The organism is Streptomyces sp. NPDC013455 (assembly GCF_040632975.1).
In the GTDB taxonomy this organism is placed as follows: Bacteria; Actinomycetota; Actinomycetes; order Streptomycetales; family Streptomycetaceae; genus Streptomyces.
The window spans coordinates 236,281-248,592 of the sequence record NZ_JBEYCX010000008.1; the positions used below are offsets into that span (position 1 = coordinate 236,281).

A 12,312-nucleotide genomic window follows, 5' to 3' on the forward strand; every position below is an offset into this window, starting at 1 on the left:
ACCCTAAGATCCGCAACAACCGTCCGGAACAAGCCGTTTGCCCGATCCCGGCTCGCTAGCGTGCTGCCGCATCCCACAGGGCCGTGAACCCCTGTGTCCCCCTCAGTGAGCAGCGAAAGCAGGCACGCGCATGAGCACGCACCGGCGCAGGATCAGTGGCAGGAACAAGGCGATAGGCGGCCTGCTGGCCGCGGCCGTGATCGGCGGCGGCGCGGTCCTGCTCACCGGCACCGCCAACGCGGCCGGCGTGAACGCGGCGTACACCAGGACCAGCGACTGGTCGACCGGCTACACCGCGCAGTACGTCGTGACCAACAACAGCGGCCAGGCCGGGAAGAGCTGGACCCTGGAGTTCGACCTCCCGGCGGACGCCCGGCTCGGCTCCCTGTGGAACGGGGAGTCGAGCGTCAGCGGCCGGCACGTCACCGTGAAGCCGGCCGGGTGGGACACCGGCGGCCTGGCCCCCGGCGCTTCGGTGACCGTCGGCTTCGTGGTGAGCGGCAGCGGCGACCCGACGGGCTGTCGTATCGACGGCGCCCAGTGTTCCGCGGACGGCGGCGCCACCCCCGAGCCGAGCGGCCGTCCGACCCAGTCGCAGTCCCCGGCCCCGACCCCCACCGCGACCACACCCACGCCCACCGGGACCGCCACCCCCGCCCCCACCCCGTCGCAGACCGGCGGCACCGGCACCGGAACGGGCACCACCGCCTCCGCGGGCTTCGCCCCCTACGTCGACACCTCCCTCTACCCGGCCTTCGACCTCCTCGGCGCCGCCGAGGCGACCGGGGTGAAGAACTACAACCTCGCCTTCCTCACCGACGGCGGCGGCTGCACCCCGAAGTGGGGCGGCGTCACGGACCTCACCGGCGACGGCGTGGCCGCGCAGATCGGCGCGCTGCGTGCCAAGGGCGGTGACGTCCGGGTCTCCTTCGGCGGCGCCTCCGGCTCCGAGCTGGCCACCACCTGCTCCTCCGCCGACGCGCTGGCGGCGGCCTACGGCAAGGCGGTCGACGCGTTCAAACTGACCAAGGTCGACTTCGACGTCGAGGGCGGCGCGCTGCCGAACACGGCCGCCAACTCCCGCCGTGCCCAGGCCATCGCCAAGCTCCAGTCCCAGCACCCCGGCCTGGACGTCTCCTTCACCCTCCCGGTGATGCCCGAGGGCCTCACCCAGGACGGCGTGAACCTCCTCGCCGACGCCAAGGCCAAGGGCGTGAAGATCAACACGGTCAACATCATGGCGATGGACTACGGCCCCGCCTACAGCGGTGACATGGGCACCTACGCCGAGCAGGCCGCGACGGCCACCCAGGCCCAGGTCAAGAGCGTGCTGGGGCTGTCCGACGCCGCCGCCTGGAAGGCCGTCGCCGTCACCCCGATGATCGGCGTCAACGACGTCTCCAGCGAGGTCTTCAAGGTCGGCGACGCCACCCAGCTGGTGGACTTCGCCCGGTCCAAGGGCCTGGGCTGGCTCTCCATGTGGTCCGCGACCCGCGACAAGCAGTGCGCCGGCGGCACCCAGCCGACCGCCGACGCGACGTGCAGCTCGATCACCCAGGAACCGTTCGCGTTCTCGAAGGCGTTCGCGGCGTACAAGTAGGCGTACAAGCAGGCGTGCAGGTAGGCGTGCAAGTGGCGTACGAATAGGCGCACACGTAGGCGCACGAGTAGGCGTACGCGTGGTCGTCCCGGCCGCCGACGCGTGCATATCGGGCCCGGCGGATCGAATGCGCCGGGCCCCGCCTCATCCACCCCTGCGGTCCCAGCCGGTCATTTCCCGTGGCGGGTCCGTGAAATGCGCCGCTACGATGCCCGGGCCGTCGTGGGCCGGCGGTGAATCGGGGGGAGCGGGACATGGGCTCGATACGCACGCGTGTGATCGCCCTGCTGCTGGCGGGGGTGTCCATGGGCGCCCTGCTGGGCGCGGCGGGCTGCGAGCCGCAGGACTCGTCCGTCTCCTTCACCCCGGCCTTCGTGCCGGTGACCTTCACCCTCGACTCCGCCGGGAAGATCAGTGTCTCCGCGGGCAGGAATTTCGTGACACCGATCGGCGTGTTCAGTGTAAACACCGGTGTGGAGCACCAGTTCGAGAAAAATCCCAAGGGATATCTCACCGCCGTCATCCGGTATGTCGACAGAAAACTCGGACTGGTCGAATCCGGTTTTCTGGTCCGCACCAAGCACACGGTGGAACCGGCGCTCGACGGCGTCCCACTGGTTCCCGCGAAGGGAATTCTCCGGGCCGACTTCACCCGGCGGAACACCGGCGGAACGCTGAAGATATCCGACACCCCGCAGAGCACCCCGGTCCCCACCGCCTCGGCCGCCTCCTGCCCGGACGGCGGGAGCATTCCGGTCACCCTGCCGGAGGTGTCGGCCGGTGACTCCGTCGCGGACACGGTGGCCGGGCTGGCCGCCCTCTGCCTCACCGTCCGGTACGCCACCGAACCGGCCGACCGCCCCGAGGGCACGGTGACCCGGGTGGTCATCCCCACCGCGCCCGAGGGCTCCGTCCAGCTGCCCCCGGCCGCCGACGGGCAGCCGGGACCCGGGGACGAGGTCACCGCGAGCGCCGAGCAGGCGGCCACGGTCTACGTCTCCGGGCCCGCCGTCCCGCCGAGCCCCTCACCGGTGGACGGCACGCCCTCCCCGACCGGCACCGCCTCCCCGCAGGGCACGCCCGGCGAAAGCCCGGACGCCGTCCCCACCGACACCACCGGCGTCCACGCCGACGCGGGCGCGCCCGTCCGCTCCGCACCGAGCACGACCGGCGAGCCGGTCGCCACCGTCGTGGCCGGCTTCGACTACCAGGCGGTCTGCGCCGGGCAGGGCGAGGAGGTCACCGCCCACGGCCGGACCAGCGGCCTCTGGGTCCGGCTGCGGCTGGCCGGCGGCGCGACCGGCTGGGTCACGGCCACCGCCCTCGCCGGCGATCCCGGGACCCTCGCGTCCTGCTGACGCGGCCCGCCCCCCGACGGGCCGCGCCCGCCCGTTCAGGAGACCGGCTCGACCGGCGGCAGCACCCCCGTGCGCGCCGTCTCCCCGTACCAGCGAGCGCTCGCCTTCGGCGTCCGCTCCAGCGTCGCGTAGTCCACGTACACCGCGCCGAACCGCTTGCCGTAGCCGTACGCCCACTCGAAGTTGTCCAGCAAGGACCACAGGTAGTAGCCGCGCACGTCGGCGCCGTCGGTGATGGCACGGCGCACCTCCGCCAGGTGGCCGTGCAGGTAGGCGATGCGCTCCGGGTCGTGGACGCTGCCGTCGGGCTCGGGCTTGTCGTCGTAGGCCGCGCCGTTCTCCGTGACGTACAGGGGCAGGCCGGGCGCCTCGCGGGTGTAGCGCATGAGCAGGTCGTACAGGCCCGTCGGGTCGATCGTCCAGCCCATCTCCGTGCGGTCGCCGGGGGTCTGGTGGAAGAGGACGTCGTCGGCGCCCGGCCACGGCGAGTGGTCGCTGGCCCCGTGACCGTCCGCCCGGGGGCCCTTGAGCTCGCCGGACGCGGCGGAGACCAGGGCCGGGGTGTAGTAGTTCAGGCCGAGCGCGTCCAGCGGGGTGTTGATCGTGCGCAGGTCGCCGTCGAGGACGTACGACCAGTCGGTCACCGAGCGCGTGGCCTCCAGCAGCGTCGCCGGGTACACCCCGTGCAGCATCGGGCCGTGGAAGACGCCGTTGGCCAGGTCGTCGATCCGGCGGGCCGCGTCCAGGTCGGCCGGGTCCTGGGTGAGCGGCCTTACCACCGAGGAGTTGAGGCTGATCGCGATCTGGTTGCGGGACGGCATCGCCGCCCGCAGGGCCGAAGCGGCCAGGCCGTGGGCCAGGTTGAGGTGGTGGGCGGCGCGCAGGGAGGCCGCCGGATCGGTGCGGCCGGGGGCGTGCACCCCGGACCCGTAGCCCAGGAAGGCGCTGCACCAGGGTTCGTTCAGGGTGATCCACTGCTCCACCCGGTCACCCAGCGCCTCCCCGACGATCTGGGCGTACTCGGCGAACCGGAAGGCGGTGTCCCGCTCCGGCCAGCCGCCCACGTCCTCCAGCTCCTGCGGCAGGTCCCAGTGGTAGAGCGTGATCGCCGGCTTGATGCCGGCCGACAGCAGCTCGTCCACCAGGCGGCGGTAGAAGTCCAGGCCGCGCTGGACCGCCGGTCCCCGGCCCGTCGGCTGCACCCGGGACCAGGAGACGGAGAAGCGGTACGCGTTCAGGCCCAGCTCCGCCATGAGCGCCACGTCGTCGCGGTAGCGGTGGTAATGGTCGACCGCGACGTCCCCCGTCTCGCCACCGGCCGTCTTGCCCGGCGTATGGCTGAAGGTGTCCCAGATCGAGGGCGTGCGGCCGTCCTCCCGCACCGCCCCCTCGATCTGGTAAGCCGAGGTCGCGGCGCCCCAGAGGAAGGCGGGAGGAAAGGTGACGGACGAAACGGAGTCAGGCATGGAAGCGCTCCCATGAAGGGTGTCGAGTGCCGGTGGATGAATGCGGAGGAGGGGGCCGGGCCGGCGGTGACCCGGCCCCCGGGGACGGAACGGGCGGATCAGCCCTTGATCGCGCCCTGCATGATCCCGCCCACGATCTGCTTGCCGAACAGCAGGAAGGCGATCAGCAGCGGCAACGTGCCGAGCAGCGCGCCCGCCATGATCACCGCCTGGTCGGGGACATACCCGGTGCCGAGCGAGTTCAAGGCCACCTGCACGGTCGGGTTCTGCTGGTTCAGGGCGATGATCGGCCACAGGAAGTCGTTCCAGGCGAACACGAAGGTCAGCAGGCCCAGCACCGCCATCGCGGGCCGTGCCGCCGGGAAGACCACGTGCCAGACGATCCGCAGGCTGCTCGCCCCGTCCACCCGGGCCGCCTCGATCAGTTCGCCCGGCAGCGCCTGCAGCAGGTACTGCCGCATGAAGAACGTACCGAAGGCGGTCACCAGGCTCGGCAGGATCACCGTCTGGAGCTGGTTCGACCAGCCGAAGTCCGACATCCACAGATACAGCGGTACGACGGCCAGCTGCGGCGGGATCATCATCGTGCCGATGGTCAGCAGCAGCAGCACGTTGGAGAACCGGAACCGCAGCTTGGCGAAGGCGAAGCCGGCCAGCGTCGAGAACAGCACCGTGCTCACCGTGATCGTGCCCGCCACGATCAGCGAGTTGAACATCGCGGTGCCGAGCCCGGCCTGGTCCCAGGCCGCCTCCAGGTTCTTGAACAGGTTGCCGCCGAACCACAGGGGCGGCGGGGTCTCGGCCAGCCGCCGGTCGGTGCGGGAGGCCGCGATCGCCGTCCACACCAGCGGAGCGAGCGAGACCAGCGCGAACACGGTCAGCACGAGGTACGCCACCGGGCCCGCGTGCAGCTGCTTGCCGGCACCCATCCGGCCCCGGCGCCCGCCGTTCTTCCGGGCCGGCGTCAGTTCAGTGGTGGTCATTGGGACTTCCTCAGCCGTCGGGTGAGCAGCAGGTTGACCGCGGCGATGATCAGCAGGATGAGGAACATCGACCAGGCGATCGCGGACGCCTTGCCGAGGTTGCCGATGATCCAGCCCTGGTCGTACATGTACAGGCCGAGCGTCTGGTACTGGTGCTCCGAGCCGCCCTTGGTCCCGCTGACCCCGCCGAACAGCAAGGGCTCACCGAAGAGCTGGGTCGCGCCGATGGTGGAGACGACCACCGTGAACAGGATCGTCGGCCGCAGCTGCGGGATGGTCACGTGCCGGAACTGCTGCCAGCGGCTCGCCCCGTCGATCGCCGCCGACTCGTACAGATCGGCCGGAATGGCCTGCATGGCGGCCAGGTAGATCAGCGCGTTGTACCCGGTCCACCGCCAGATCACGATCGACGACACCGCGAACTGCGAACCCCAGTCGGACTCCCGCCAGTTGACCGGGTCGACCCCGAAGAACTCGAGGATCCAGTTGACCATGCCGCCGTCCCAGGAGTACAGCAGCGTGAACACCAGGGTCGCGGCGGCCACGGAGGTGGCGTACGGCGTCAGCATCACGACCCGCCACGCGGTCGAGCCGCGCAGCTTGTAGTTGAGCAGGTGCGCGAGCCCGATCGCGGCCAGCAGCTGCGGCACGGTCGAGATGATGCCGATGGTGAGGGTGTTCTTCAGGGCGTTCCAGAAGAAGTCCGAGGACAGCAGGTTCTCGTAGTTGTCCAGGCCCGCCCAGGTCTGGTGGTCGAGGGCCGACAGCTGCACGTCGTGCAGCGAGTACCAGGCCGTGTAGAGCAGGGGGACCAGGGAGAAGGCCCCGAAGAGGAGGAAGAAGGGGGCGACGAAGGCGTACGGCGACGCCTTCATGTCCCAGCGGTACAGCCGGCTGCGCCAGGAGTCGGCGCCCGCCGGCGCACCGCGACCGCGAGCGCCCCGGGCCGCGCCCGGCGAGGAGCCGGGCGCGGCCTCGGCGCTCGACGCGGAATGCGCGAGAGCCTGCTTGGAGCTGCTCACTGGCCGAGCACGTCCTTGATCTCGTTCTTCGCGGCGTCCCAGCCCTGCTCGGGCGACTTGCCCTTCTGCTCGACCTGGAGGATGCCGACGTCGGTGAGCGCGGTGTTGATCGGCTGGTCCTTGGTGCCGAAGTACTGCGTCGGGATCGTCTTCGCCGACTCGGAGAAGATCTGCGTGATCGGCGCGTTCGAGAAGTACGCCGTGGTGTCCGCGGCCGGCGTCAGGCTCGCGTACGCCGACGGGGTGGACGGGAAGCTGGCCTGCTTGGCGAAGACCTTCGCCTGCTGCTCCGGCGCGGTCAGCCACTTCGCCAGCTCGATGGCCTCCTTCTGGTGCTTGCCCGCCGTCGGCACACCGAGGAAGGAACCGCCCCAGTTGGCCGCGGTCGGGGCCGCGGCGACGTCCCAGTTGCCCTTGCCCGTGTCACCGGACTTCTGCTGGATGTAGCCGATCATCCAGGCCGGGCAGGCCACCGTCGCGAAGGTGCCGTTGGCGAAGCCCTGGTCCCACGGCTTGTCGAACTGCTTCAGCTTCGCCGACATGTCGCTGGTGGCGACCGTCATCGCCGCGTCCCAGGCGTCCCGCACACCGGTGGACCGGTCCCAGACGACGTTGCCGTCCTCGTCGTAGTACCGGGTTTCGCCGCCGCCGAGGGCCGCGTTGTAGACCGAGGACGCGGAGTCCACGAACTTGGTGCCGCCGGGCGCCTTCTTCATGTACTGCTTGCCCAGGTCGACGTACTTGGCCCAGTCGCCCTTCCACTGGGCGGCGAGCTTGTTGCGGTCCGTCTCCAGGCCGGCCTTCTGGAACAGGTCCTTGCGGTAGCAGATCGCCATCGGACCGATGTCGGTGCCGAGGCCGATGGTCCTGCCGTCCTTGGTGGTCGCCTGCGCGAGCTTCCAGTCCAGCCACTGCGACTTGTCGACCTCCTTGCCGAGGTCGACGAACTTGTTCGCCTGGGTCTGCACGGCCTCGGTGATGTTGCCGACCTCGATGGCCTGGATGTCGTCGGTGCCGGAGCCGGCCTGGAGGCGGGTGAGTACCTTCGGCCAGTAGACGTCGGTACGAGTGGTGACGTTCTCCTTGATGTTGATGTCTTTGTGGAGCTTCATGTATTCGTCGTAGAGGCCGGCCTGCTTGTAGCCGAAGACGCCGAAGGTTCCTATGGTCAGCGTGATCTTGCCCTTGCCGCCACCGCCGTCGCCGCCCGAGTCGTTCGAGTCGTCGTCCGAGTCGTTGGCGCAGCCGGCCAGCAGCCCCGTGGTCAGTGCGGCCACGGCCGCGAGGGCCATCAGCCGATGGGACCGGCGGATGCTCGTGCGCATTGCGTCCTCCTGTTGCCTGACGTGCCGACCCCCCGGCCAACTGCATGGATCGGGCCCGTTCGTGCTCGCTGCGGCTCGGGCGGGGAACGTGCGGGTTGTGTAGGTGTCAGGTACTGTGGGAGCGCTCCCACAGGTGATGTGTTGAAGAGTCGTCGGTTCCCGCCGGGGTGTCAAGGGAACGGACGGGGCGAACCGCGTTCAGTTATCTGCCTGTTAACTGCCCTCGCGCGACCTCGGACCGCTCGTCACCGGGGCCGGGACTGTTAGATTCCAGCCAGAAGCAAGGCAGGACGCGGTGAGAAAGGCGGAGCCCATGGCAAGCCACGGAGGGCGGGGCCGGAGCGGAGGGCGGCCCACCCTCGAAGAGGTCGCCGCTCGGGCCGGGGTCGGGCGGGGCACGGTCTCCCGGGTGATCAACGGCTCGCCCCGGGTCAGTGACGCCACCCGCGCGGCGGTCGAGGCGGCCGTCGCCGAGCTGGGCTACGTCCCCAACACGGCCGCCCGCGCCCTCGCGGCCAACCGCACCGATGCCATCGCCCTGGTCGTCCCCGAGCCGGAGACCCGGTTCTTCGCCGAGCCCTACTTCTCCGACATGCTGCGCGGGGTCGGCGCGGAACTGTCGGAGACCGAGATGCAGTTGCTGCTGATCTTCGCCGGCAGCGACCGCGAGCGGCAGCGCCTGGCCCAGTACCTGGCGGCCCACCGTGTCGACGGCGTCCTGCTGGTCTCGGTCCACGCCGACGACCCGCTCCCGGACCTGCTGGCCCAGCTGGAGATCCCGGCCGTGATCAGCGGCCCGCGCTCGGCGGCCGAGTCGCTGACCTCGGTGGACTCCGACAACTACGGCGGTGCCCGCTCGGCGGTGGAGCACCTGCTGGGCCGGGGCCGCCGCCGGATCGCGCACATCACCGGCCGCCTGGACGTCTACGGCGCCCAGCGCCGTGTCGACGGCTACCGCGACGCCCTGCGGGATGCGGGCCACCCGGCGGACGAACTCCTCATCGAGCGCGGCGACTTCACCGAGGAGGGCGGCCGCCGGGCGATGACGGCGCTGCTCGCCCGCCACCCCGACCTGGACGCGGTCTTCGCCGGCTCGGACGTGACGGCGGCCGGCGCGCGGCAGGTGCTGCGCGAGGCAGGCCGCCGCATCCCCGACGACGTCGCCCTGGTCGGGTACGACGACTCCGCCATCGCCCGGCACATGGACCCGCCGCTCACCAGTGTCCGCCAGCCCATCCAGGAGATGGGCCGCGCGATGATCGACCTCCTCCTCACGGAGATCTCCGACCGCCGCCCACCCGCCTCCCGCGAGCTGGACCGACGCCAGGCGGTGCTGCCGACGGAACTGGTGGTGCGGGCGTCGTCGTGAGGTCGGGCGCCGGGGCCGCGGGGGTGTGAGCGGGCCGGTGCCCGCCGGGCGAGCCCGCGGCGGCGGCCGCCGGCCGCGACCGGGAGCCCCGCCGGAGCGGGCGCATGCCGTCAGCTGAGACTCTGGCGGTACAAAAAGATCAGCCGGTGACCCGTCTTGCGACGGAGTCACCGGCTGATCACTCAGGGTGAGTGACGGGACTCGAACCCGCGGCATCCTGGACCACAACCAGGTGCTCTACCAGCTGAGCTACACCCACCATGACCGGCGGTTCGTTCGGTGCCTTCCCCGACCGGCCGAGAAGAAGTCTACAGGGTCCGAAGGGGTGCTCGCGCACACGTTTTCGCGAGGGCCCGGCGGACCCTCCGGAGGGGCCCTCGCGGACCCCCGGGCGGCTACTGCGCGGGCAGGACGTGCTTGGCGGCGATCGCCTTCGCGGTGTCGGAGTCCGGGCCGGGCTGCGGGACGAAGATGGCTTCCCGGTAGTAGCGCAGCTCGGCGATCGACTCGCGGATGTCGGCGAGGGCCCGGTGGTTGCCGTTCTTCTCCGGGCTGTTGAAGTACGCCCGCGGGTACCAGCGGCGGGCCAGCTCCTTGACCGAGGACACGTCCACGATCCGGTAGTGCAGGTAGTCCTCCAGGGTCGGCATGTCCCGCAGCAGGAAGCCGCGGTCGGTGCCGACGGAGTTGCCGCACAGCGGCGCCTTGCCGGGCTCCTTCACGTGCTCGCGCACGTACGCCAGGACCTGCTCCTCGGCGTCCTTCAGGGTCGTGCCGCCCTCCAGCTCGGCGAGCAGCCCGGACGCGGTGTGCATCTGACGGACCACCTCCGGCATCGTCTCCAGCGCCTGGGCCGGCGGGCGGATGACGATGTCCACCCCTTCGCCGAGCACGTTGAGCTCGGAGTCGGTGACGAGGGCGGCCACCTCGATGAGAGCGTCGTCGGACAGCGAGAGGCCGGTCATCTCGCAGTCGATCCACACCATGCGATCGTTCATGTGTCTCACCTTACGGCGAGCCGCGCTGAGCTGGACCGACCGTGCGGCGACCTCGTCGGTGCGCGGGCACGGCGAAGGGGGCGGAGTCCGGCTCCGCCCCCTTCGGTCGTTCCGTCGCGCCACCGCTCGGTCGCACTACCGCTCGGTCGCGCTACCGCGTCGCGCTACCGCGTCGCGCTGACGCGTCACGCTGACGCGTCACGCCACCGCTCAGTTGCCGCTGCGCGGGCCCGGCAGCAGGCCCACCGCCCCGGCCGCGGCCCGGCGGCTCTGCATCGGCACCCCGCCGTCCCGGTGGTCGTGCAGCAGTGCGGGCGGCGGGCCGACCGGCCCGTGCCCGGGCAGGCCCGTGGGCGCGCCCTGCTGTCCGTGCTGCTGCACCGGCGGCTCCGCCTCACCGGGCTTGTCGCCCTGCGGCCGGCGAGCCCGGTAGGCGGCCCGGTAGGCGGCGGGGGACGAGCCGAGCTGGCGGCGGAAGTGCCCGCGCAGCGCGACCGGCGAGCGGAACCCGCAGCGGCCGGCCACCTCGTCCACGGAGTAGTCCGACGTCTCCAGCAGCCGCTGCGCCTGGAGCACCCGCTGCGTGATCAGCCATTGCAGCGGAGCGCTCCCGGTCAGCGAGCGGAACCGGCGGTCGAACGTACGGCGGCTCATGTAGGCGCGTGCCGCCAGTGTCTCCACGTCGAACTGCTCGTGGAGGTGTTCCAGCGCCCAGGCGACGACCTCGGCGAGCGGGTCGGCGCCGATCTCCTCGGGTAAAGACCTGTCGAGATAGCGCTCCTGGCCGCCCGACCGGCGCGGCGGTACCACCAGGCGCCGGGCGAGCGCGCCGGCCGCCTCGTTGCCGTGGTCCGTCCGCACGATGTGGAGACAGAGATCGATTCCGGCCGCGGTACCCGCGCTCGTCAGCACGTCGCCGTCGTCGACGAACAGCTCCCGTGGATCGACGTGGACCGACGGGTAGCGCTTGGCCAGCGTCGGTGCGTACATCCAGTGGGTGGTCGCCGGGCGGCCGTCCAGCAGTCCGGCCGCCGCGAGCACGAACGCGCCCGTGCACAGCCCGACGATGCGGGCGCCCTCCTCGTGTGCCCGACGCAGCGCGTCGAGTGCCTCCTCCGGCGGCGGCGAGGTGATCGACCGCCAGGCCGGTACGACGACCGTCCCGGCCCGGGAGATCGCCTCCAGCCCATGCGGTGCGGTGAGTTCCAGGCCCCCTGTGGTCCGCAGTGGGCCTTCCTCGCCGGCACACACCAACAGGCGGTAGCGCGGCACGCCGGCGTCCTGGCGGTCGATCCCGAACACCGACAGCGGAATGGAACTCTCGAAGATGGGTCCGCCGCTGAACAGCAGCACCGCGACGATCTCCTTGCGCCGTCGCCCGGACAGTTTCCGGACCGCGGCCTCCTGCGCGGCAGTGGAGTCGTGGCTCATACTGCTAAGCCCCCCTCGGTGGTCGCGGCTCCTCGGTTGTGTCGCTCCTGCACGTTTCCCCTCGGTCCTGCACGAGTCCCCCGCCGTAAGACAGTCAAGATCGAATTTACTGGCTCCCGCGATCGCACGGTGACCAGTTCCACACGCGGCACATTGTCGACATGACAACTTGGCGTGAAGCATTCGATCACGAAGGGTTGCACTCGTGAGGCGTGCAGGGAAGTGCGCCTTGTCGCGGTGGCCAAACCGCGTAGGGTGCGCAGCGCCCCCTGGACCCTTTCCGTGCAGGTGGAACGGGGGTTGCGGGGTGGTTCGGACCCCTCCTGGTCGATATCCAGAAGTTGGCTGAAAAGCTGCGTTCGGAGGCGCGGAAACAGGTCAGTCGACCGGTGTCTTCCCCCGGGTGTGACGTCCGCCTCTTTGCGCGGCGCAACGCTCGGCGCACCGCTCGGACCGGCGCAGCAGCACCCGGCACGCGGCCGTGACGGCGGCGAGGCCCAGCGCGGCGCCCGCGGCGCCGGCCAGCGAGGTGCCGTACCAGACGAGGACCACCGGCACGAGCACGCAGCTGAAGGCGGCCCAGCGGATCACATCGCCCGCGGTGTCCGGCGCGGGGCGCGGCTCGCTGCTGGATCGGGGTCCGGGCATCTCGTACTCCCTGTGGCGGTGGTTCACCCCGGTTCAACGCCCGTCCGGCGCGTCGGTCACCGGCCGCGCATCTGTGAACGCCGTGCAAACCGCCTGTACGGGGCAGCAACCA

Annotated in this window: 10 protein-coding genes and 1 tRNA gene; 3 read left to right on the top strand and 8 right to left on the bottom strand. The window is 71.1% G+C overall.

The genetic code is table 11. The features are described from left to right. Positions 1–130: 130 nt before the first annotated feature. The gene (locus ABZ576_RS16055; RefSeq protein ID WP_360740518.1) at positions 131–1,600 is read left to right on the top strand and encodes a cellulose binding domain-containing protein; all 1,470 of its coding nucleotides are present in this window, start codon (positions 131–133) and stop codon (positions 1,598–1,600) included. Between the two features lie 254 nt (positions 1,601–1,854). Beyond that, the gene (locus tag ABZ576_RS16060; RefSeq protein ID WP_360740520.1) at positions 1,855–2,958 is read left to right on the top strand and encodes a hypothetical protein; all 1,104 of its coding nucleotides are present in this window, start codon (positions 1,855–1,857) and stop codon (positions 2,956–2,958) included. A 35-nt stretch (positions 2,959–2,993) separates the two neighbouring features. Here the strand turns inward: ABZ576_RS16060 and ABZ576_RS16065 are convergent, their stop codons facing one another. The 4 genes from ABZ576_RS16065 to ABZ576_RS16080 all read right to left on the bottom strand — a co-directional run bounded on the left by ABZ576_RS16065 (position 2,994) and on the right by ABZ576_RS16080 (position 7,754). Further along, complete coding sequence (locus tag ABZ576_RS16065) at positions 2,994–4,424, bottom strand: GH1 family beta-glucosidase (protein ID WP_360740522.1); 1,431 nt, start codon at positions 4,422–4,424, stop codon at positions 2,994–2,996. A gap of 98 nt (positions 4,425–4,522) precedes the next feature. After that, positions 4,523–5,407: a carbohydrate ABC transporter permease gene (locus tag ABZ576_RS16070; protein ID WP_360740524.1), complete on the bottom strand. Its 885-nt coding sequence runs from the start codon at positions 5,405–5,407 to the stop codon at positions 4,523–4,525. Further along, positions 5,404–6,429: a sugar ABC transporter permease gene (locus ABZ576_RS16075; protein WP_360740526.1), complete on the bottom strand. Its 1,026-nt coding sequence runs from the start codon at positions 6,427–6,429 to the stop codon at positions 5,404–5,406. Before ABZ576_RS16075 ends, ABZ576_RS16070 begins: the two co-directional genes overlap by 4 nt. After that, positions 6,426–7,754 (bottom strand): ABC transporter substrate-binding protein, encoded by a 1,329-nt coding sequence (locus ABZ576_RS16080; RefSeq protein WP_360740528.1) that lies wholly within the window; start codon positions 7,752–7,754, stop codon positions 6,426–6,428. Before ABZ576_RS16080 ends, ABZ576_RS16075 begins: the two co-directional genes overlap by 4 nt. A 313-nt stretch (positions 7,755–8,067) precedes the next feature. Between ABZ576_RS16080 and ABZ576_RS16085 the strand changes: the two genes are divergently transcribed. Continuing rightward, complete coding sequence (locus tag ABZ576_RS16085) at positions 8,068–9,123, top strand: LacI family DNA-binding transcriptional regulator (protein WP_360740530.1); 1,056 nt, start codon at positions 8,068–8,070, stop codon at positions 9,121–9,123. Positions 9,124–9,309: 186 nt separating this feature from the next. On the opposite strand, the gene ABZ576_RS16090 is transcribed toward ABZ576_RS16085, so the two are convergent. The 4 genes from ABZ576_RS16090 to ABZ576_RS16105 all read right to left on the bottom strand — a co-directional run bounded on the left by ABZ576_RS16090 (position 9,310) and on the right by ABZ576_RS16105 (position 12,200). Continuing rightward, positions 9,310–9,382: transfer RNA gene (locus ABZ576_RS16090), tRNA-His, on the bottom strand. 136 nt (positions 9,383–9,518) lie between these two features. Further along, complete coding sequence (gene orn / locus ABZ576_RS16095) at positions 9,519–10,121, bottom strand: oligoribonuclease (RefSeq protein ID WP_360740532.1); 603 nt, start codon at positions 10,119–10,121, stop codon at positions 9,519–9,521. Positions 10,122–10,331: 210 nt separating this feature from the next. Continuing rightward, a complete protein-coding gene (locus ABZ576_RS16100) occupies positions 10,332–11,552 on the bottom strand; it encodes a helix-turn-helix domain-containing protein (protein WP_360740534.1) in 1,221 nt (406 codons plus the stop codon). Between the two features lie 378 nt (positions 11,553–11,930). Next, positions 11,931–12,200 carry a hypothetical protein gene (locus tag ABZ576_RS16105; protein WP_360740536.1) on the bottom strand — a complete coding sequence of 90 codons (270 nt, stop codon included), beginning with the start codon at positions 12,198–12,200 and terminating at the stop codon, positions 11,931–11,933. Positions 12,201–12,312 lie beyond the last annotated feature (112 nt).

Coding starts and splice junctions, on each gene's coding strand:
- ABZ576_RS16055 (WP_360740518.1), top strand. CDS start 131: ATGAGCACGCACCGGCGCAGGATCAGTGGCAGGAACAAGGCGATAGGC.
- ABZ576_RS16060 (WP_360740520.1), top strand. CDS start 1,855: ATGGGCTCGATACGCACGCGTGTGATCGCCCTGCTGCTGGCGGGGGTG.
- ABZ576_RS16065 (WP_360740522.1), bottom strand. CDS start 4,424: ATGCCTGACTCCGTTTCGTCCGTCACCTTTCCTCCCGCCTTCCTCTGG.
- ABZ576_RS16070 (WP_360740524.1), bottom strand. CDS start 5,407: ATGACCACCACTGAACTGACGCCGGCCCGGAAGAACGGCGGGCGCCGG.
- ABZ576_RS16080 (WP_360740528.1), bottom strand. CDS start 7,754: ATGCGCACGAGCATCCGCCGGTCCCATCGGCTGATGGCCCTCGCGGCC.
- ABZ576_RS16085 (WP_360740530.1), top strand. CDS start 8,068: ATGGCAAGCCACGGAGGGCGGGGCCGGAGCGGAGGGCGGCCCACCCTC.
- orn (WP_360740532.1), bottom strand. CDS start 10,121: ATGAACGATCGCATGGTGTGGATCGACTGCGAGATGACCGGCCTCTCG.
- ABZ576_RS16100 (WP_360740534.1), bottom strand. CDS start 11,552: ATGAGCCACGACTCCACTGCCGCGCAGGAGGCCGCGGTCCGGAAACTG.
- ABZ576_RS16105 (WP_360740536.1), bottom strand. CDS start 12,200: ATGCCCGGACCCCGATCCAGCAGCGAGCCGCGCCCCGCGCCGGACACC.